Source organism: Amycolatopsis cihanbeyliensis, assembly GCF_006715045.1.
GTDB classification, from domain to species: Bacteria; Actinomycetota; Actinomycetes; order Mycobacteriales; family Pseudonocardiaceae; genus Amycolatopsis; species Amycolatopsis cihanbeyliensis.
In genome coordinates, this window is record NZ_VFML01000001.1 from 2,452,349 (window position 1) to 2,472,031 (window position 19,683).

A 19,683-nucleotide genomic window follows, 5' to 3' on the forward strand; every position below is an offset into this window, starting at 1 on the left:
ATGAGATGGTGAGGCGCGCCAAACGTCGTCCGGTGTGGCGGCGGAGTTGAAGCGGAGCGCGGCAAGTGCCTGGCGAAGCTGCTCGGTCATGATTCCTCGATCGCCACGAGATGCTTGTACTCGCTACCGATTCGGATGGCGGCGGCGTGGTCGGCTTCGGTCAGCGTCTTGCGGTTGGAATCCGGTGCGAGGTGGACGAGCCCGGTCCTGGTCATCGCCAGCAGCACCCGGTCCACCTCCTCCTGGTCCGCACCGTTGAGCTTGGGCCGGAGCCTGGCCAGCCGCACCCAGTCCCGCGGCTTCATCGACAGTTCGCGATATACCGCGCGGATCCGCGACTCCAGGTCGGCCGGGTGGATCACATCGACAAGGCGGATGTCCTGCTGCCGGAGATACTTTGCGATGGGAGCGATGACCGTGCAGAGAACCCCGAGCAGGGTGGACGCGCGGAGGGGCCGCTCCCCGGAGGCAAGTACCTCCTCGCACCGCAGCCGGCCCGCCTCGGTGATCTCGTGCAGGTGCGGGACCGCCTCCGTTCGACTCCTGATCAGGCCCGCCTCGTTCAGGCTCTCCCGCGTCTCCTTGCGGAGCTCGACTCCGTAGCTCTTCTTGAGTTCCGGAGTCGATACCTCCCCGTCGGCCAGTATCAGCGCGAACAGTGCGGCCTTCTCCGGATTCCCGAGCAACTTCGGCATTCCGTCACCTTTCACTTGGGGTACACATTGATTCGCCGGTCGAGCCGTTCGATCAGCGCGCCGATCCGGGAGCGCAAGCCGTCCGGCGCGACGAACCGGTCACTGTTCCCACGGACCTCGTTCAGCTGTTCCAGGTCCACCGTCAGGTCCCGGAACAGGGCCAGGTCGCCGTCGTCCAGCGCCACGGTCATATCCCGCACGGTCTGCTCGATGAGTGCCCAGCGCCCGCGATGCGCCACCTCGCCCGGCACGTTGCGCAGCGCGGCCGCCGCCTCGCGCAACGCGGTCCCGGTGGAGTCGGCACGGCCCTGCGGGGCGTCGGTGAGGAGCTCGTGCAGCTGCTGCGCCACCTGCCGAGTCCGCACCCCCGTGTCCAAGTGGAGGTGTCGCAGGTTACGCAGGAAACCGGGCAACCGCTCGCGGTCGGTGTCGCGGGTCAACACGCAGAACAGCCTGCGGTCGCCGTCCGCGTCGAGCGTGTGCCGCAGGAACCGGTCCGCCTCGGTCACCTGCCAACGGCTCACCTCCTTGTCCACGATGAGGCACAGGTGCCTGGCCGTGTCGGTCTTCCGGTCGAGGAAGCCGGGGGCGCCGGACAGTGCCCGGTGCGCCCGCACGCCGAGCGCGCCCAGTTCGTCGATGAACTCGGTCGCGGTGTCCAGCACCGACCGCGGACTCGACACCAGCAGGTCCAACTCGTACGCGCGCTCCTGCGTGCGGGCCGAGGCAACGTAGGCATCCCGGTTGTCCGCGAGCAGGTCGGTACGGTCGAACTGCTGCGCGATCACCGAAGCCACGGTCTCCAGCGCGAACGAGATCTGGTCCGCCGAGGGCGCGCGTTCCTCCAGTACCGGCAGCTGTTCACCGAAGCTCCAGTAGGAGACATACGGCAACGTGAGGTGCCGTAGCATCACGTCCTCCGGCACACTTTGCGCCAGCCAGTTGCTGAACAGCGGCGCGACGGTCTCGGCGCATCTCCGCTGCCAGGATTCGGCCCGCTCGTACTCCACCCGGTTGTCCAGGCGCGACAGGATCGGCAGCACGAGATGTACCGCGCGGTCGTAGGGCAGCCGATCCCTGGCGAGGTCGGCAAGTCGGGCCATGTTCACGGCGCCGTCGACGCTCTGCTGGTTGGCCGTGAACACGACGGCCAGCCGATCAGGCAGGTGCGCGGTGCAGATCCCGCCGATATCGGAGATACCGGTCCTACTGTCGATCAGTACGAAGTCGTAGCTCGCGGTCCACTCCGCCCGGCAGCGCTCGAGGAAAGTGGCGAACTTGTGCTCGTACAGATCATCCCAATCGATGCCCTGTACCCGCCGGGTATAGGTCTCGTCCTGCCGACCCGCGGCCAGTAGCGCCACGGCACCGTCCTCGATGCCGAGCCGGATGGCACGCTCGGCCGGTTCGCTCGCACCGGCGAGGAAGTCGTAGGCGAGGTCGACCACCCCGCCGTCCGGCGCCTTGGGCAACACCGGCGCGAAATAATGGTGCAGCCCGGGCGCCTCCAGATCCCAGTCGATGGCGAGCACCCGGTAACCCCACCGAGCCAGCAGCACGGCGACGTTGGCCAGCGCGAAACTGCGCCCGACCCCGCCCTTGTAGGAGTAGAATGTGACGACGGTCCCGGTCATAGCTCGAACCTCGGCATCGGGGGTGGCGGCATCAGCACGGGCTCAGGTCGCCTGATGACCGGCCAGTCGGACCGCCACTCCGGCACCTGCTGCAGCAGTTCGACGAGATCCCGAGCGAACTCGGTGACCTTCCGGTGAAAATTGAGCCAATCCGGGCTTTCCTGAAAAACTGGTTCTGGCGTAGCCACATCCTTGAAATCCCACCAAGACCGCATCTTCCCCTCTTCCGGAAAGTTATCCGAGTCCGAGTAGAGAATGGGATAGATCAAGCCTTGCGGGCGGCCGGAGTCGGCAATCCCGAGTACCTTCTCCCGCTCACACATACTGCGCCACTCCGCCATGCACCACGCCGACTCAAAGTACGGCGGGGTGAGCACGGGGATCAGGATCTTACTACGGAGCAGCACCGTAGCCAGTTTCTCCGGCCAGGCCACGCCGCGGTGCATCGTCCTGTCGACGAACACCTTGGGCGCGGGCGCTATCTGGTCGGCGAGGCAATCCTGAAACTTCGGGTAGAAGTTGTTCACCAACCATTTCGACGCGCTACCGATGTGACTGTAACTGATGAACACGTCGAACTCGTAGCCCCGCACGCAGCCGATGATAAACACCGAACACCAGGCGGCAACAGGTGAAAAAGTGGGCATTTTCGGGGATACTGGACAAAAAATGGGCAAAAACTGGCCATGCGGGGGCGTTGTCGCTATCGCCCATGCCGGCGGTATCCGCACCGATGGGCTGCCGCTGGGTTCGCGTCAAGTCGGTCGCCCGCCGGGTTGCCCGACCGCGCGAGCAAAGCCGGATATGATACGATCGTATCAATTCCAGGCGAGACGGCGACGCCGAGGCGAGGTGTGCACGATGACCGAACGCAAACCGGCAGGTATGAGCTTCGAATCGTGGGTCGACAAGCAGATCCGCGAGGCGACCGAGCGCGGCGAGCTGGACAACCTCCCGGGTGCGGGCAAGCCGCTGCCCGACAGCAACCGGCCACTCGGTGAGCACTGGTGGCTGAAGGGCTACCTGAAGCGGGAGGGCCTGTCCACCGATCCCCTGCTGCCCACCCCGCTACGGTTGCGCAAGGAGCTGGATCGGCTGCCCGAGACGGTCCGCCCGCTGCCCACCGAGGAGCAGGTACGCGAACGGGTACTCGAGCTCAACCGGGAGATCGCCGCATGCATCCGGTCCGGGGCCGGCCCGCGGGTTCGGCTCGCGCCCGCCGATCTCGACGCGGTGCTCGAGCAATGGCGCTCGGAGCGGCGACGGCAGGGACCCGAGCCCGCGGGCACCGCACCGGCACAGCGGCCGAAACGTCGGCGCTGGTGGCGCAGGCGCCGCTGAGCACGCACCGAGCGGCCGGAGGCCGCGCGGCTACCCGGCCGCGATGGCTTGGTAGATACCGTCCACCGCGAGCAGGATGCGGCGGGACGCGTCCTCCGGATCCGGCCGCCCGGCGTCGAGCCAGGCCATGATCGCCTCGATGACCATGGTTGTGGCGACATTCGCGGCCCAGCTCGCCCAGGCCACCTCCCCGGTGACCTCGTTCATGTGTGGCCGCAGCGCAGCGACCATCCCCCGGCGCACCTGGTCGACATCGGCCTGGAACTCGGGTTCCCGCGCGGCGTGATGAAACAGTAGCCGGAAGCCGTCGGGCTCCTCGGCCGCCCAGTCCAGCATGCCCGGCACGCTGCCCGCACCGAGCCCGCCCTCGACCGTGGCCGCGGCATGCAGGCCCGCGGCCGCGCGGTCCAGCACGGCTTGGTAGAGATCGGTCTTCGAGTCGAAGTGCCGGTACAGGATCATCCGCGTGACGCCGGACTCCTCGGCGACGTCATCGAGGCTCGTCGGCGCGAAGCCGCCGGCTCCGGCGAACGCGCGCGTCGCCGCGGCCAGGATCTGCTCGCGGCGTTCGGTACGGCGCAGCCGCCGCCCGCGCGTCCCTTCCCGCGCCGCCTCTCGGTCCGGGGTCATGGGCCTCACTATCCGCTCGCTGGGTTTCATACGGATTGTATCCTCCGATAAGTATATCGTAGAATATACACATAGAAGTAAACTCCAAGGGGGCGCATAAGCGAGCCGGTACGGGAACCCGACCGTGAGCCGTTGCTGGATGTGCTGCGGGGCTTCGCCGTGTTCGGGATCCTGGTCGCCAACATCGAGGCCTTCGTGGATCCGGGCTTCCGGTACCAGGAGCGTGCCGCGCCCGGGCTGGACGGTGTGCTGGGGCAACTGGTCGCGTTCCTGGCGGAGTCGAGGTTCTATGTGCTGTTCGCGTTCCTCTTCGGCTACGGGCTGGCACTGCAACTCAACCGGCCGTACCCGCTCGGCACCCGGATGGCCAGGCGGTTGCTGTTGCTCTTCGGAATCGGCGCGGTGCACGCGGTGCTGCTGTTCTCCGGAGACATCCTGATGATCTACGCGCTCGCCGGGACCGTGCTGTACCTGCTGCGGAAGCTCTCCGCGCGAGGCGCGTTCCGGCTCGGCTTCGCACTACTCGCCCTGTTCGCCGGGCTGCTGCTGCTCGCCATCCTCACCGGAGTGGCCGCCGACGGTACGCGGCCCAGTTCCGCGGCACAGGCCGAGGAGGCGCTGCGCGACTACCGATCGGGGTTCGAAGCCGTGGTGGCACGGCGAGTCGACGACCTGCAGGTTGTCATGGCCGAATGGTGGACCCTGGTGCCGATCGTGCTCGGCTACTTCCTGTTCGGGCTGGCGGCGGGCAAGATCGGGCTGCCGCACCGGCGGACGCTGCGGACCCGCACCCTGATCAGGGCATGTGCGCTCGGGTTCGCCGTCGGGGTTCCGCCCGCGGCACTGTTCGCCTTCGCTCCGGACGGCTCCGAATCCTGGGAGCAGGCGAAACTCGGGCTGGGCTACTTCACGGCCCCGGCGCTGAGCATCGCCTACGCGGCCGCCCTGATCCTGTTCGGACGCACCAGGACCGGCAACCGGGTACACGCGTTGCTGGCCGGAGTCGGCAGGACGGCGCTCAGCAACTACCTGCTGCAGTCACTGATCTGCGCCTTCCTGTTCACCGGATACGGGGCGGCGCTGGCCGGGCAGGTCGGCAACACCACCGCGCTGGGCATCGTGCTGGTGATCTACCTGGTCCAGGTGATGCTCAGCACCTGGTGGCTGCGCCGGCACGCGTTCGGGCCGGCCGAATGGTTGCTGCGCTCGTTCACCTACCTCCGCCGCCAGCCCTGGCTGACGACCAGGCCCGCACCACCCCGGAACCGCACGGACCCGGGGGCAGCGCACGAGTGGAACCGCTAGCCGGTCCGTGGCAGCTCGGCGACGAACGCCGCACTGGGGTTCGTGACGCGCACCGAGGTACCGTCCGGTGCGGTGTTCGCGCCGACCAGGCGGGCGAGGCTACCGCGGTGAAACGGGAACGCGGAAAGGACCAGCAGCACGAATCCGGCCACCGCCACCCCGGCGAGCCACGGCACGGTGCCCTTCTCGGCAATGATTCCGATGATGAGGGAACCGACGAACGCCAGCAGCCCTCCAAAGAACATGACACTGGACACGACGAGCCAGGATGCCCTGGTACGAGCGCACGTATGGCACAGCGGCCACCCCTTGACATGAGTGACACGGACCTTCTTCGCGTGCTGACCGAGCCGGTCCGCCATCCCGGCGCCACCGAAGACGCCGACCTGGCGTACTCGGCTGCCCTCGATACGCACCTTCGACTGCAGGGCGAAATCGACCCGCCGCGCCGCGGGCCGACCGTGCCGCGTGCAGTGCGCGGGAAGGGTTCCCGGCTGCTGCACGAGCTCGGCGGGCAGCGAGACGATGTTCGACTGTTGCCGCATTCGAACTCCTGATCCTGTTGGTACGCGCGAACACAGGCGTGACCGAAGTGTACTTGATACGATCCGCCCGCAGCCGAGCTGATCACGGCTGTGACTACGCATCGGAGGAACATTGGGCTTCAAGGCAGAACCTGGCGGCATTCGAAAGTTCAGCGAGCGTATGGACGAATTGGTCGTCGATGCCAACTCGGCGAAGACCTACGCCGAGGACAACCTGGAAATCACCGGCGCCGACGCGCGGATCTTCGCCACGGTCGCCGGTGCGGCCTCGGACGCCAAGGACACACTCAGCGAGAACTACCAGCGACTGGCCAAGATCCAGCAGACAGCGGCCACGGAACTGGACAAGGCAGCGACCATGTACCAGGAAACCGATGACGCCAAAGCCGAACGCCTTGACAACACCTACCCGACGGGCGAATGACCGTGAGTGAATCACCTGCCGCGAAGCTTACCGACCCCACCGCATCCGACCCGGTTCCGGATCTGCTGGAAAACGTCATCGGGATCAGCCAGTATCTCAGCATTTCCTACTGGGTGGGTGAGGCCATCGAACTCATCTTCGACGTACACCCGTTCGAATGGGTTGCCGAGCAGTACGCAGGCGACTGGGAGAAGGTCCAGAAAGCCGGTGTCGCCCTGGAGAATCTCGGCGAGTTCAGCACGGCCTACTCCGGCGTCATCACCAGCGAGCTGAGTACCGTCGCCAGCGACTGGCAGGGAAACGCCGCCGACAGCGCGAACAGCTACTTCAGTGGCCTCGCGCAGACGATCCAGGACCAGCAGGCCACCCTGAGCGCGATGGGGAAGGAGTTCAAGCAGAGCGCCATCGGTATGTACGAGACGGCCAACGCGATCAAGGGCCTGCTGGACACCCTGATGGACCTGCTGATCGCGATCGGTCTCGAACTCGCCGCGGCCGCCGCGAGTAGCTGGACCATCATCGGGCCCATCCTGTCCGGCGCCGCCGCTGCCGCGACGATCACCAAGGCCCTCGGCGTCTGGGACGACGTACTCACCTACCACACCGCGGCGTGGAACGCGGCGCAGGGACTGGTCGGGCTCATGGCCGGGTACCTGAGCACGCTCGGCGACATCGAGAAGCACGCCCTGCCGGAAAGCAACTACGACCACCCGGGGGTGTGATATGGGCAGGCCCGAGCCGGAACCGACACTCGACATCGCCCACGGCGACGTGGCGCTGTCCAAGCATCTCAAGAACTCGCTGAACCTGCTGCGGAACAAGGTCGACGACCCCGAGTTCAAGAACCTCGTCGACGACATCACCGCGGGGCGGAAGAGCCTGCGGGACGCCGTCACCTCGCCGGTGCTCGCTCGCGCACTCGACCCGCTCATGGAACAGGCCTCCGAGCACTACCGGAACCTGTCCGAGCAGGAGCGCGAGGAACTGGCGAGGACGGGCGAGCAGCAGTTCGAGGAACTGCGCCAGGAGGAGGAAGCCGCACCCGCGGCGGGCCGCCGCAGGCCGGACGATGACGACGAGGACGAGGACTTCAGCGACCGGAACTGGATACGGTGACGGCACGTCCGGCGGCACCCTGAGCCCCGGTGTCCGCCGGACGGAGATGATCAGTTCGGCCGCTCGGTGGTACGGCGCGGGAGTCGTGATCGACATACCCAGGAGGTCCAGACCAATATTTGTCCAGGAGGGGCTCGTGCGCGGAACGCGCTATCGCAAGTTCATCGGTACCACCCTCGGCACCCTGGCCGCGGCGGCCGGGGTCGCCACCGTGACCGCCGCACCCGCGACCGCAGGCGAGGCCGCGGACACGGCGTGTGTCACCCAGGAGATCCACCTCGACCCGGCCCAGCGGGAGGCCGGCTGGACCGTGAAGTGCGACAGTCGCCGCTACGTGTTCGCCGACGTGACGGTGTTCGCGGGCGGGGTCGCGGACAGCAACCCGCGCGAGGCCCGGTAGGTCGAGGCGGGTGACGCCTGGGAGGACCTCAACGTCTACGAGCAGACCGACCCCGCCCATCGACCACCTGTGCGTGCACCTGGTGAGCTACGTCGACCCCGCCGATCCGCTGGAGATCCCGACCCAGATCGGCCACCGCGGCGAGTAGACCGGCAGCATGGACCGGGTCCCGCGTCGCCACAGCGCCGTGGCCGCGGCCCGGTCACGCCGGTGCCGGACCATCAAGCTGTGCCACCAGCTTCTTCGGGGCGACCATCCGGTAGGCGTCGGTGACGATCTCGGCGATCTCGGCCCAGTCGACATCCACATCGAGCCGGACGCCCAGCCAGCCCCGGTGCCCGACGTACGGCGGCCGGAAGAACCGCTCCGGCTCCTGCGCCACCAACTCCTCCTGCACCCCGGGCGGGGCCGGGCACCAGAAACCCAGCCGATCGTCGTGATGGTGATCGGCGTACGTCACGAAGGTCTTCCGGCCGCGCACGAACCAGGTCGGCTCACCATGGCTCAGCCGCTCGGTGACCTCCGGCAACACGAGGCAGATGCGCCGTAACGACTCGAGTCGATCGTCAGACATCCGCCCATTGTCGGCCACCTCGGCCATCCGGCGCAGTACCGGCGTCGACCCGACGCACGAGCCCTGTTCAGCCGCCCGGTGGGACCCCATACTCACGCCAGGAAACGGCGGCGAACGGGGGGAATCATCGTGGCGGACGGCCCGGAACACACCTGGGAGTCGTTTCCGGACTCGGAATCCAGGTTGCTCAAGGCCTACGAGGTGGTGGCCGCGCACTACCGGCAGGACGTGCTCCTGTACTGGACACGGCTGTCGGTCTTCCTCGTGGTGCAGGCCGGGCTGCTCGCGGTGTTCAAGGGGCTCGTGCGCAGCCACAGCGGCACCGCCACCGTGTTCGCGCTGGTAGGGGCCGCGATATCCGTCGTATGGTTCCTGGTGGCCCGCGCGTCGGTACGCTGGATCGAGGTCTGGCGACGGAAGGTGGTCGAACTGGACACGCTCGTCAACCCGCTGGCCTCCTACCGCCTCGAGTCCGCCCCACCGGGCAGGCGCTGGTGGACACGGCTCACCGAACGACCGTCCGAGATCGCGCAGGCCTTGCCGCTCATCTTCCTGCTGGGCTGGCTGGTGCTGCCCTGGGTGTGATGCCCATCCTGCGAGTCGACCCGTGATCCCCTAGCCTCGAACAGGAAGAAGGGGGTGTTGTGACCAGCGATATCGTGCTCGCCGCCCCTTTGCAGAGCATCGGGAGCTGGCAGCTCTGGGCGATCTCCATCGCCGCCCTGCTGACCCTGCTCACCCTCGACTTCGTGCTGACCCACCGCCCGCACGAGGTGTCCATGCCCGAGGCGGTCGGCTGGTCGGTCTTCTATCTGCTGCTGCCGGTGGCGTTCGGGCTCTACCTGCTGGCCGACTACGGCGGGACCATCGCGACCGAGTTCTTCACCGGTTTCGTGGTGGAGAAGTCGCTCTCGGTGGACAACCTGTTCGTCTTCATCCTGCTGCTGCCCGCGTTCGGGGTGCCGAAGGCGCTGGAACAGCGGGTTCTGCTGTTCGGCATCGTGGGCGCGCTGGTGCTGCGCGGCATCTTCATCGCGCTCGGCGCGGTTGCCCTGCAGTCCGGAACCTGGGCCTTCCTGCTCTTCGGTGCGATCCTGCTGGTCACCGCGGTCAAGACGTTCAAGGACGCGACGTCCGGCCGCCACGCGGGCGACCGCACCGAGTCGAGCGAGGCCGACGTGTCCGAGATGCGCTCGATCCGGTTCATCCGCAGGGCACTGCCGGTGACGCCGGACTACCGGGGCACCAGCCTGCTCGCCCGGCACGAGGGCAGGCTCGCCCTCACCCCGCTCGCGGCGGTCATCGTCGCGGTGTTCGCCACCGACGTGGTGTTCGCCGTGGACTCGGTACCCGCCGTCTACGGCATCACCAGCGATCCCTACCTCGTGTTCAGCACGAACGCCTTCGCCCTGCTCGGCCTGCGCGCGCTGTACTTCGTGCTGCAAGGCGTGCTGAACAAGCTGGTGCACCTGCACCACGGGCTGGCGATCATCCTGGGCTTCATCGGGGTCAAGCTGGTGCTGCACTGGGCGCACGAGACCTGGGAGCAGGTGCCCGCCGTGCCGACCTGGCTGTCCCTGACGGTCATCGTGCTCGTGCTGACCGTGGTCACCCTCACCAGCCTGCGTGCCCGAGCCCGCAACTAGAGCTCGGTACGGCCACGGATGTCGGCGGCGGGCACGTCGGTGACGAACATCCGGCCGGGGGCATGGGTGATCGCCAGCTCCGGCGCGGCCGCCCTGATCACCGCCTGCGGGGTCACCCCGCAGGCCCAGAACACCGCGACCTCGGTGGGCGAAGGGACCATCGGATCGCCCCAGTCCGGGATGCCGAGATCGTCGACACCGATCTCGGCCGGGTCGCCGATGTGCACCGGACCGCCGTGCGCCAGCGGGTACTCCCCGGTGACGGCCACCGCCTCGGCGAGCTGGTCCCGCTCGATCGGCCGCATCGACACCACCATCGGACCGTGGAACCCGCCCGCGGGCTCGCAGGCGAGCCCGGTCACGAACATCGGCGGCACCAGACCCTCCGTCACATGCCGCAACCGGACCCCGGCGCCCAGCAGCGCCGCCTCGGCCGTGTAGCTGCATCCGAGCAGGAAGGCCACGAAGTCCTCCCGCCAGAGGTCCTCGACCGAGGTCACCTCGGCCTCGAACACCCCGTGCCGGTGCACGTGGTAGGCGGGGGCATCGGTGCGGAGGTCGGCACGCAGGGCCGTGCGCAGCCCGGTGTACTGCCCCGGCCGGGTCCGTTCCAGCAGCGGCAGCGGGGTCGGGTTCGCCCGGCACAACCGCGCGAACCCCTCCGCCTCCCGCCCACCCAGGATGACCAGGTTCGCTTGCAGGTACCCGGCACATGCCCCCGCGGTGGCGCCGGTCCAGGAACCGGAACGGGCCCGTTGCCGCAGCCGGGCCGGGTCGGTGATCGCGGTGGCCATGTCAACCCGGCCCGAGCTCGAAGTCCAGGCTGTAGCGCTCGGACGGCATGGCACCCGCCGACTTGGCGCCGTCGACCGGCAGGGACACGCCGTTGACGAACCGCGACTCGTCGCAGGCCAGGAACACCACCGCCTTGGCGACCTCCCACGCCTCGCCGACCCGCGCGGCGGGCGTACTCGCCACCAGCCGGTGCCGCCGGCTTTCGAACTCCTCCGGCGAGCTCAGCGTGCCACGCAGCATGTCGGTGTCGATGGCGCCGGGGTTCACCGTGTTGGCCCGGATGCCCTGCTGCGCATGCGCCACCGCGACCGAGCGCATCAGCCCGACCAGCGCGTGCTTGCTGGCGTTGTACACCGGGTCGCCCGGCCTGCCCATCACCCCGCCGTTCGACGAGGTGGTGATGATGCTGCCGCCGCGGCGACCGATCATGTGCGGCAGCACGGCGCGGGTGCCGAGGAAAGCCGTGCGCACGTTCAGGGCGAACACCTCGTCGAACTCCTCGAGGGTGGTCTCGGCCAGCGGTTTCCCGAGATGGATGCCGACATTGTTGAACAGCACGTCGATCCGGCCCCTTGCGTCCACCACGTCCTCGACGAACCGGTTCACCTGCTCCTCGTCGGTGGCGTCCAGCACCACGGTGTTGTAGTGCGCGCTGCCGGCCAGCGCCAGTTCCTCGGCGGGCTCCCGGACGTCCGCCGAGTACACCACGGCACCCTCGGCGAGCATCTCCCGCACGGTGGCGAGCCCGATGCCCCGAGCGCCACCGAACACCACCACGATCTTGTCCTGTAGCCGGCCCATGGTCATCCCTTCCCTCGCAGCCGCGCGGCTTTCGCGTCGTCGCGCTCCATACTCCCGTTCATCCCGCCTGCTTCCGGTACCACCGGGGTGAGGTGTTCAGCGGCGGCCGCAGCGCCGCGCTCACCACCAGGATGTTGGGTTCCGCGGCATGGGTGAACTCGCGCAACAGCCGGCGAAACGCCCTGCCGAAGCCGTCCACCCGGTCGGCGTGCACCCCGAAGGAGCGGGCGAGGCCGACGAAGTCCGGGGTGACCAGGTCCACCCCGCGGTGCGGCAGGCCGGCAAGGGTCTGGTCATGCCGGAGCATCCCGTAACCCGCGTCGTCGACAAGGATCACCGTCACCGGAAGCTGCTCCTGTGCCAGGGTGGCCAGCTCGCCGCAGCCGTAGAGGAACCCGCCGTCACCGCTGACGCAGACCGCGCGCCCGCCACCGGCCGCCGCGCTGCCCAGCGCGGCGGGGAACCCGAAGCCGAGGGTTCCCCAGCCCATCGGGTAGGCCAGGGCGCGGGGCGCGGGCACCCGGTGGAATCCGCCGATCCAGTAACCCGCGACGCACATGTCGGTGATCAGCCTGCTGCTGTCCGGCAGGGTTTCCTGTAGTGCGGCAAGGAATTCCGCGGCCTGCGGTTCCTCCTGCCGCACCCGGTGCCAGACCCGGGTGCCGATCCGCTCCAGCCGGGCGGTCAGTTCGGGGCGGCCGGGCCGCGGAGCCAGCCCGGCCGCGAGCTCGCGCACGACATCCCTGGCGTCGCCGAGCAGGTTCTGCTGTGGCCGGTAGTTCTTCGCCGCGTCCGCGGCGTCCACATTAACCGTGATCAGCGTGGGTGGCGGCGGCATCAACCAGTTCTGGGTCATCAGCCCGTCGAAGTCGGTGCCGACCCCGAGCACCACGTCCGCCTCGTCCCACAACTCGCCGACCTCGGGCGCGTGCACCGGATTGGGCGCGAGGCACGGATGCTCGGGCGGGAGCAGGCCACGGGCGGCGAAGGTGGTGATCACCGGGGCGGCCAGCTTCTCGGCCAGTTCGCCGAGCATCGGGCCCGCCCCGGCCCGCAGGGCCCCTCCGCCGGCCCACACCAGCGGGCGGCGGGCGCGGGCCAGCGTCTGCCGGGCCCGCTCGATCTCGGCGAGGCCGACGGCGGGAAGGCGGTCGGTAGGAGGTTCGGCGTCCGCCTGGCGGGCGGCTTCCTGGCGCAGGAGGTCCGCCGGAATACCGAGGTAGACCGGGCCGCTCTGCGGCAGCAGGGCCAGGCCGGCCGCCCCGCGCACCGCCGCCGCGATCTCCGCGGCCGAGCCGACGGTGCGCGCGCCCTTGGTGACCGGGACGAACATGGCCCGCTGGTCGCGGGACTCGTGCAACACGCCGCGCACCACACCGGGCCTGCGCAGGGCGGCGGGGATGTCGGTGGCGAGCACCAGCACCGGGCTGGCCGAGGCCATCGCCTCGCCGACCCCGGCGAGGGTGTTGGCCGCGCCGGGACCGGTGGTGACCACGGCGACGCCGAGCCTGCCGGTGGCGCGGGCGTACCCGTCGGCCGCGTAGGCGGCGGCCTGCTCGTGCCGCACGCCAATCAACCGGATACCGGTCGCCGCGAATGCCTCCCACACCGGCAGGTTGTGCACCCCGGGCAGCCCGAAGGCGACCTCGACGCCGAGTTCGGCGAGCGCGTCCGCCAGATGCCGCGCCCCGCCGCGCACTCCGTGGTGCACTCCGCCGTGTGCTCTGCTGTGCGGCACCCAGCCACCCTATGAATCGTTCAACTATCCGGCAACAGCCTCGCCACGGCGCTCACCACTGGGCGGGCAGCGTCTCCTCGGGCGGCGGCGGGCCGGGCGGGGTGCCCTCGCCGAACGGCCGCCCGCCGAGCTCCTCCCGCCCGTGCGACCTCGCCCACTCGGACAGCACCGGGCCGTTCGGCACGATCCGGGTCGGGTTGATGTTCTCGTGCACCTGGTAGTAGTGCGACTTGATGTGGTCGAAGTCGACGGTATCGCCGAAGCCGGGGGTCTGGAACAGGTCCCGCGCGTACGCCCACAGCACGGGCAGCTCGGTGAGCTTGTGCCGGTTGCACTTGAAGTGCCCGTGGTATACGGCGTCGAACCGGACCAGGGTGGTGAACAGCCGGATATCGGCCTCGGTGATGGTGTCGCCGACCAGGTAGCGCTGGTGCTCCAGCCGCGCGGACAGCTCGTCCAGTTTGGCGAACAACCGCCGGTAGGCGTCATCGTAGGCGGACTGCTTCGCGGCGAACCCCGCCTCGTAGACGGCCGCGTTCACATCGGCGTGTACGCCCCGGTTGACCTCGTCGATCTCGTCCCGCAGGTGCTCAGGGTACAGCCGCGGCGCGCCCTCGCGGTGGTACGCGGTCCACTCGGTGGCCAGGTCCAGGGTGATCTGCGGGTAGTCGTTGGTGACCAGCTTCCCGCTCGGGACGTCCACCACGGCGGGCACACTGATCCCGCCGGTGTAGTCCGGCTCGGCCGCGTGGTAGGCCTGCGCCAGGTACTTGATGCCGAGCACGGGGTCCACGTCCCCCGGATCCAGGGTGAACCGCCAGCTCTTCTCGTCCTGGATCGGGTCGGCCACCGCCACCGAGACGGCCGGCTCGAGGCCGAGCAGCCTGCGCACGATGAGCCCGCGGCTGGCCCACGGGCAGGCCCGGCTCACCACCAGCCGGTAGCGACCGGGCTCCACCGGCCAGCCGGACGAACCGTCGGCCGTGATGCGGGCGTCGAAGTGGTTGGCAGCACGGACGAACTCGCCCGTGTCCGGATCGGTCGGGATCGCCATGCCCCCACACTAGATCTTCCACGCCGGGGTGGCAGTGTGCCTAGACTCGGCCACTCGGCGTAGACGCGTCGATGCCGACGCTCAAGGAGGGGTCCCGATGCCGTTGATGCCCGTTACGGACTCGATGTTCCTACTGGTGGAGACCCGAGAACACCCGATGCACGTCGGCGGGCTGCAACTGTTCCGCAAGCCGGAAGGGGCCGGCCCGGACTACCTCAGCACGCTCCGGCAGAACCTGCTGGAGGCCACCGAGATGCGGAACCTCTTCCGGCGCAGGCCCGCGCGGCCGGTGAACACCGTCGGGCATCTCGCCTGGAGCGAGGACAACGCCCTCGACCTCGACTACCACTTCCGGCACTCGGCGCTGCCGCAGCCGGGGCGGATCAGGGAGTTGCTCGAGCTGACCTCGCGCTGGCACAGCACCCTGCTGGACCGGCACCGGCCACTGTGGGAGATCCACCTGGTGGAGGGCCTGCGGGACGGGCGGTTCGCCCTGTACAGCAAGGTGCACCACGCACTGCTGGACGGGGTCTCCGCGCTGCGGCACCTGCAGAACATGCTCAGCGAGGACCCGGCGGCCATGGACTGCCCGCCGCCGTGGGGCGCGCGCGACCGGCAGCGACCCCGCACCGCGCGCGGACCCCGCTCCCCGTTCGACGCGCTGGGCCGCGCGGCAGGCCAGCTTGCCGGGCTCGCCCCGGCCGCGGTCAAGGTGGCCAACGAGGCCTTCCGCGAGCACACCCTGACCATGCCGATGCAGGCGCCGAAGACCATGCTGAACGTGCCGATCGGGGGCGCCCGGCGGTTCGCGGCTCAGTCCTGGCCACTGAGCAGGGTGCGGGCGATCGCCTCCGCGGCGGGGGTGTCGCGGAACGACGTCGTGCTGGCCATGTGTTCCGGCGCGCTGCGCGACTACCTCATCGAGCAGCGCGCGCTGCCGGACACGGCGATGATCGCGATGGTCCCGATGTCCCTGCGCAAGCCCTCCGAGGGCCTCGCCGAGGCCTCCGGCAACTCGATCGGCGCGCTGCTGTGCAATCTGGCTACCGACCTGGCCGACCCCGCGCAGCGGCTGGCCGCCATCCACAGGTCGATGTGCGACGGCAAGGCACTGTTCACCCAGCTCACTCCACTTCAGACGCTCCTGCTCTCCGGGATCAACGTCGCCGCACTCGGTGCCTCGCCGATTCCCGGCGTGGTGAACAACACCCGCCCGCCGTTCAACATCGTCATCTCGAATGTGCCCGGCCCGCGCAGGCAGATGTACTGGAACGGCGCCGCGCTCGACGGGGTATACCCCGCCTCGGTGCTGCTGGACGGGCAGGCGTTGAACATCACCATGACCAGCAACGGCGACAACCTGGACTTCGGCATCACCGGATGCCGGCGCAGCGTGCCACACCTGCAACGTATCCTGCTGCACCTGGACACCGCGCTGGCCGAGCTGGAGGACGCCGTCCGCTGAGCCTCCGCGGGGCATGCCGGATGTTGTGTCGTCCCGGATGTCGCCGCCGCGCCCGCCGCACGGAATCCAGCGTGGGGAGTCAGGCGATGCCCTCGGGGCTGGCGCCGTCCACCGGCACGCCCCGCGCGGCGATCCGCTCGATCTCGGCGAGATCCTCGGCGCTGAGCTCGAGGTCGGCCGCGGCGACGCTGGACTCGATGTTGGCCGGCCTGCGGGCCCCGACAATCGCCACGTGTACCCCGGGTTTGGCCAGGGTCCAGGCGATGGCGAGCTGGCTGACCGAGGCGCCCTTGCCCGCGGCGAACTCCGTCAACTCGTCCACGGCGGCGAGGTTGCGCCGCAGCTGCTCACCCCGGAAGGCCGAGGACTGGGAACGCCAGTCGTCGGGCGGGAAGGTGGTGCCCGGGGTGAGCGCGCCGGTCAGCAGGCCACTGCCGAGCGGGCTGTACACCAGGACACCGATGTTCTGCTCCCGGCAGTACGGCAGCGGGTCGTTCTCGATCGCCCTGCGGAACAGGTGGTACGGCGGCTGCAGGGTCTCCACCGGCCGGGTCAGGTCGAAGTCGGCGAGCTGCGCGGCGTGGTAGTTCGAGACGCCGATATGCCGGATCTTGCCCTCGTCGACGAGCTCCTGCAACGCCGCCGCGGTCTCCTCGGCCGGGGTGTCCGGATCCGGCCAGTGCACCTGGTAGAGGTCGATGTGGTCCAGGTCCAGCGCCCGCAGGCTCTGCTCCACCCCGTCCCTGAGCATCGCCCCGCGCGCGTCCCTCGGCCGCTCGCCGCCCGGGTTGATCCCACCCTTGGTGGCGATCACCAGGCTGTCCCTGTCCCGGTTCAGTTCCGCGCGCAACGCCCTGCCGAGCAACGCCTCGGATTTGCCGAAACCATAGGCCTGCGCGGTGTCGAAGAAGTTCACACCCAGCTCACGGGCGTGCCGGATGGCGGCGACCGCGGTGTCCTCGTCGAACTCGCCCCAGTCACCACCGATCTGCCAGGTGCCGAAGGCGATCCTCGAGACGTTCAGTCCACTCTTGCCCAGGATGGTCGTACGCATGGTTCCAGCAGATCACAGGTACTGGATCGATGCACCGTGGAGTTACCGCCGCCACCCCCGCCGGGTGGCCCGGTGGCCGGGAACTACGGTTTGCGGCCGACCCCGGCGTAGGAAAGCTCGTTCATCTCCACATTGTCGGTGACGTCACCGGGTCCGCTGGTACGCCACGTCCCGGTGGGGACGATGCCCGGCTCGACGAACTCGAAGTCTCCGAAGAGTGCGGCGACCTCGTCGCGGGTACGGGGGAAGACCTGACCGTCACCGCGGCTGCCGCGCACGATCCCGGCCACCGCGTCGATCTTGTCCTTCTGCGCGTCATCGGTCATGTGCGTGATCGCCAGGTAGCTGCCCGGCGCGATGGCGTTCCGGTAGCGGGCCATCAGCGCGAGCGGGTCCGCCTCGTTCGGCACCCAGTGCAGCACCAGGAGGAACAGCAGCCCGAGCGGTTCGTCGAAGTCCAGCAGCCGCCGTGCCGGCTCACTGGCGAGAACGCTCTCCGGATCGCGCATGTCCGCGTGTGCGATGCCGGCCCGCTCGTTACCCGACAGCATCAGTTCACTGTGCGCGACCGCGATCGGGTCACGGTCGACGTACACCACGCGGTAGTCCGGGGCATGCCGCTGGGCTATCTCATGCACGTTACCCACCGTCGGAATACCCGAACCGACATCCAGGAACTGACGAATTCCCTTGTCGATCAGGAGTCGGACGGCACGCGCGAGGAAAGCCCGGTTCAACCGGGCGGCGTCCCTGATTCCGGGAACCGCGCCTTCCACCTGCTCCGCCATCGCGCGGTCGGCCGCGAAATTATGCGCACCGCCAAGCAGGAAATCGTAGGTCCGCGCGCCACTCGGGACCGAGGTGTCGACGATCTTTGGCACCCATTCCTGCGTCACGGAAACGCCTTTCTCGATCCGAACCGCCTACCGAAGAGGGCGCCGAGCCTACCGGAAGGGGGTCGGTGATTCCTGACCCATCCGGGTGACCTGAACCCACACGATCGGGCGCTGTCGGCGACCACCTTATCGAGCCTACTGTAGTCCGTCCGTTTCGCTCGTCGAGGAGTGGAGATGTCGGTCCCGGTAGCACCCGGTCAATGGCCCGTTCTCGGGCACAGCCCTGCGATGTTGCGACGTAGATTCGCGTTCACCTCGTCCCTCCGCGAACACGGCGACATGGTGAAGGTTTATCTGGGGCCGGTGCCGATGTATTTCGTGACCAGCCCGGAGCTGACCCACCAGGTGCTGGTCACCGACGCGGCCAGTTTCGAGAAAGGTGCGATGTTCGACAAGTTCCGACCATTCGTCGGAAACGGTTTGGTCATGTCGAACGGCGCCTTCCACCTTCGGCAGCGCCGGTTGATCCAACCCGCGTTCCATCGCGGCCGTATCGCGCGTTACGCGGAGACGATGCGGGAGTCCGTTTCGGACCTCACCGACTCCTGGCGAGAAGGCCGGACCAGGGAGGTCAACGAGGACATGCAGGCCCTCGCGGTGACGATCGTCGGTGCGGCGCTGTTCGGCACCCGGTTCGGGCAAGCCGCGATCGCCGAAGCCCGCGAGTCCATCCCGATCGTGATCAAGCAAGGCATGATCCGCGCGCTGTCCCCTGCCTTCGTGGACAAGCTGCTGGTGCGCGGCAACCGCCGGTTCGACCGGGCCGTCACGCGCATGCGTGCGGTCGTGCTCGAGCTCATCGCGGACTGGCGCGCCACCGGAACCGACCGCGGCGACCTGCTGTCCATGCTGCTGATGGCCCGGGACGAGGGCGGCGAGGGCATGACCGACCAGCAGGTCCACGACGAGGTCATCACGCTGCTGAGCGCCGGAATCGAGACCAGCGCGCTCGCGCTGGCCTGGCTGTTCCACGAGATCGCCCAGAACCCCGAGGTCGAGCGCCGGCTGCACGAGGAGATCGACGGGGCGCTGGACGGCCGCCCGGTCACCTTCGAGGACGTTCCCGCCCTGCCCTACACCCAGCAGGTCATCAAGGAGACCTTGCGGATGTACCCGATCTGGATCCTGATGCGCCGCACCGACCGGGAGGTCGAGCTCGGCGGCGTCCGGCTCGCCCCCGGCACCGAGGTGACCATCAGCCCGCACGCCCTGCACTTCGACCCACGGTTCTTCGCCGAGCCGGACCGGTTCGACCCGGACCGGTGGGCACCGGAGCGGGCAGGCGACATTCCGCGCGGGGCGTTCATCCCGTTCGGCGCGGGCACCAGGCAGTGCGTCGGCAACACCTTCGCTCAGCTCGAGATGGCGATCACCGTGGCGACGGTGGCCGCCAAGTGGCGGCTCGTGCCCGTGCCGGGGAAACCGGTGCGGGTCAAGTACACCTCCACCGCCTACCCGGCCCGGCTGTCCATGATGGCCGTTCCGCGCGGCTAGCGCCGCTGTCTTCGTCGCGACGCACCCGAACAACAGACGTACCCGAACAACAACTGTCCAAGAGAAAGGTGTCCTT

Annotated in this window: 23 protein-coding genes; 11 read left to right on the forward strand and 12 right to left on the reverse strand. The window is 68.8% G+C overall.

Annotated features, from left to right (window positions below; genetic code table 11):
* Positions 1 to 86 precede the first annotated feature (86 nt).
* Genes FB471_RS10790 through FB471_RS10800 form a run of 3 tightly spaced genes read right to left on the reverse strand, consistent with a single transcriptional unit; the run spans position 87 to position 2,922 of the window.
* Positions 87 to 695: a hypothetical protein gene (locus FB471_RS10790; RefSeq protein ID WP_141997428.1), complete on the reverse strand. Its 609-nt coding sequence runs from the start codon at positions 693 to 695 to the stop codon at positions 87 to 89.
* 11 nt (positions 696 to 706) lie between these two features.
* Complete coding sequence (locus FB471_RS10795) at positions 707 to 2,329, reverse strand: CATRA system-associated protein (RefSeq protein ID WP_141997430.1); 1,623 nt, start codon at positions 2,327 to 2,329, stop codon at positions 707 to 709.
* Positions 2,326 to 2,922: a TIR domain-containing protein gene (locus tag FB471_RS10800; protein ID WP_141997432.1), complete on the reverse strand. Its 597-nt coding sequence runs from the start codon at positions 2,920 to 2,922 to the stop codon at positions 2,326 to 2,328. Before FB471_RS10800 ends, FB471_RS10795 begins: the two co-directional genes overlap by 4 nt.
* A gap of 268 nt (positions 2,923 to 3,190) precedes the next feature.
* Between FB471_RS10800 and FB471_RS10805 the strand changes: the two genes are divergently transcribed.
* Positions 3,191 to 3,670, forward strand: a complete 480-nt coding sequence (locus tag FB471_RS10805) for a DnaJ family domain-containing protein (protein ID WP_211358008.1) — start codon at positions 3,191 to 3,193, stop codon at positions 3,668 to 3,670.
* A gap of 30 nt (positions 3,671 to 3,700) precedes the next feature.
* On the opposite strand, the gene FB471_RS10810 is transcribed toward FB471_RS10805, so the two are convergent.
* Complete coding sequence (locus tag FB471_RS10810) at positions 3,701 to 4,300, reverse strand: TetR/AcrR family transcriptional regulator (protein ID WP_141997436.1); 600 nt, start codon at positions 4,298 to 4,300, stop codon at positions 3,701 to 3,703.
* Between the two features lie 141 nt (positions 4,301 to 4,441).
* On the opposite strand from FB471_RS10810, the gene FB471_RS10815 reads away from it, so the two are divergent.
* Positions 4,442 to 5,605, forward strand: coding sequence for a DUF418 domain-containing protein (locus tag FB471_RS10815; protein WP_246076699.1), 1,164 nt, complete (start codon positions 4,442 to 4,444; stop codon positions 5,603 to 5,605).
* Here FB471_RS10815 and FB471_RS10820 read toward each other — a convergent pair.
* Positions 5,602 to 6,150, reverse strand: coding sequence for a hypothetical protein (locus FB471_RS10820; RefSeq protein WP_141997440.1), 549 nt, complete (start codon positions 6,148 to 6,150; stop codon positions 5,602 to 5,604). The two genes, FB471_RS10815 and FB471_RS10820, sit on opposite strands and share 4 nt — an antisense overlap.
* A gap of 112 nt (positions 6,151 to 6,262) precedes the next feature.
* On the opposite strand from FB471_RS10820, the gene FB471_RS10825 reads away from it, so the two are divergent.
* From FB471_RS10825 to FB471_RS34070, 5 genes are all read left to right on the forward strand, one after another.
* Positions 6,263 to 6,574, forward strand: a complete 312-nt coding sequence (locus tag FB471_RS10825; protein ID WP_246076342.1) for a type VII secretion target — start codon at positions 6,263 to 6,265, stop codon at positions 6,572 to 6,574.
* Complete coding sequence (locus tag FB471_RS10830; RefSeq protein WP_141997442.1) at positions 6,571 to 7,296, forward strand: WXG100 family type VII secretion target; 726 nt, start codon at positions 6,571 to 6,573, stop codon at positions 7,294 to 7,296. Before FB471_RS10825 ends, FB471_RS10830 begins: the two co-directional genes overlap by 4 nt.
* A 1-nt stretch (position 7,297) precedes the next feature.
* Entirely contained in the window at positions 7,298 to 7,690 is a 393-nt protein-coding gene (locus tag FB471_RS10835) for a DUF3348 domain-containing protein (protein ID WP_141997444.1), read from the forward strand.
* A gap of 136 nt (positions 7,691 to 7,826) precedes the next feature.
* Entirely contained in the window at positions 7,827 to 8,090 is a 264-nt protein-coding gene (locus FB471_RS10840) for a hypothetical protein (RefSeq protein ID WP_141997446.1), read from the forward strand.
* Positions 8,091 to 8,100: 10 nt separating this feature from the next.
* Complete coding sequence (locus tag FB471_RS34070) at positions 8,101 to 8,238, forward strand: hypothetical protein (RefSeq protein ID WP_170220773.1); 138 nt, start codon at positions 8,101 to 8,103, stop codon at positions 8,236 to 8,238.
* Positions 8,239 to 8,292: 54 nt separating this feature from the next.
* Here the strand turns inward: FB471_RS34070 and FB471_RS10845 are convergent, their stop codons facing one another.
* A complete protein-coding gene (locus FB471_RS10845) occupies positions 8,293 to 8,664 on the reverse strand; it encodes an MmcQ/YjbR family DNA-binding protein (protein ID WP_141997448.1) in 372 nt (123 codons plus the stop codon).
* A 129-nt stretch (positions 8,665 to 8,793) separates the two neighbouring features.
* Here FB471_RS10845 and FB471_RS10850 point away from each other — a divergent pair, with 129 nt between their 5' ends.
* Both FB471_RS10850 and FB471_RS10855 read left to right on the forward strand, forming a co-directional pair.
* Positions 8,794 to 9,249 (forward strand): RipA family octameric membrane protein, encoded by a 456-nt coding sequence (locus tag FB471_RS10850; protein ID WP_141997450.1) that lies wholly within the window; start codon positions 8,794 to 8,796, stop codon positions 9,247 to 9,249.
* Positions 9,250 to 9,308: 59 nt separating this feature from the next.
* Positions 9,309 to 10,310: a TerC/Alx family metal homeostasis membrane protein gene (locus tag FB471_RS10855; RefSeq protein ID WP_141997452.1), complete on the forward strand. Its 1,002-nt coding sequence runs from the start codon at positions 9,309 to 9,311 to the stop codon at positions 10,308 to 10,310.
* Here FB471_RS10855 and FB471_RS10860 read toward each other — a convergent pair.
* The 4 genes from FB471_RS10860 to FB471_RS10875 form a co-directional block, all read right to left on the reverse strand.
* Positions 10,307 to 11,104: a putative hydro-lyase gene (locus FB471_RS10860; RefSeq protein ID WP_141997454.1), complete on the reverse strand. Its 798-nt coding sequence runs from the start codon at positions 11,102 to 11,104 to the stop codon at positions 10,307 to 10,309. The genes FB471_RS10855 and FB471_RS10860 overlap by 4 nt on opposite strands.
* A gap of 1 nt (position 11,105) precedes the next feature.
* Positions 11,106 to 11,906: an SDR family NAD(P)-dependent oxidoreductase gene (locus FB471_RS10865; RefSeq protein WP_170220774.1), complete on the reverse strand. Its 801-nt coding sequence runs from the start codon at positions 11,904 to 11,906 to the stop codon at positions 11,106 to 11,108.
* Positions 11,907 to 11,964: 58 nt separating this feature from the next.
* Positions 11,965 to 13,605, reverse strand: a complete 1,641-nt coding sequence (locus tag FB471_RS10870) for a thiamine pyrophosphate-binding protein (protein WP_142001750.1) — start codon at positions 13,603 to 13,605, stop codon at positions 11,965 to 11,967.
* A gap of 91 nt (positions 13,606 to 13,696) precedes the next feature.
* Complete coding sequence (locus tag FB471_RS10875; protein ID WP_141997458.1) at positions 13,697 to 14,698, reverse strand: glutathione S-transferase family protein; 1,002 nt, start codon at positions 14,696 to 14,698, stop codon at positions 13,697 to 13,699.
* Between the two features lie 97 nt (positions 14,699 to 14,795).
* On the opposite strand from FB471_RS10875, the gene FB471_RS10880 reads away from it, so the two are divergent.
* The gene (locus tag FB471_RS10880; RefSeq protein WP_141997460.1) at positions 14,796 to 16,163 is read left to right on the forward strand and encodes a WS/DGAT/MGAT family O-acyltransferase; all 1,368 of its coding nucleotides are present in this window, start codon (positions 14,796 to 14,798) and stop codon (positions 16,161 to 16,163) included.
* A gap of 79 nt (positions 16,164 to 16,242) precedes the next feature.
* On the opposite strand, the gene FB471_RS10885 is transcribed toward FB471_RS10880, so the two are convergent.
* Complete coding sequence (locus FB471_RS10885; RefSeq protein WP_141997462.1) at positions 16,243 to 17,217, reverse strand: aldo/keto reductase; 975 nt, start codon at positions 17,215 to 17,217, stop codon at positions 16,243 to 16,245.
* A gap of 83 nt (positions 17,218 to 17,300) precedes the next feature.
* Complete coding sequence (locus FB471_RS10890) at positions 17,301 to 18,098, reverse strand: SAM-dependent methyltransferase (protein ID WP_246076343.1); 798 nt, start codon at positions 18,096 to 18,098, stop codon at positions 17,301 to 17,303.
* A gap of 189 nt (positions 18,099 to 18,287) precedes the next feature.
* Between FB471_RS10890 and FB471_RS10895 the strand changes: the two genes are divergently transcribed.
* Complete coding sequence (locus tag FB471_RS10895; protein WP_141997466.1) at positions 18,288 to 19,607, forward strand: cytochrome P450; 1,320 nt, start codon at positions 18,288 to 18,290, stop codon at positions 19,605 to 19,607.
* The last annotated feature ends 76 nt before the right edge of the window (positions 19,608 to 19,683 follow it).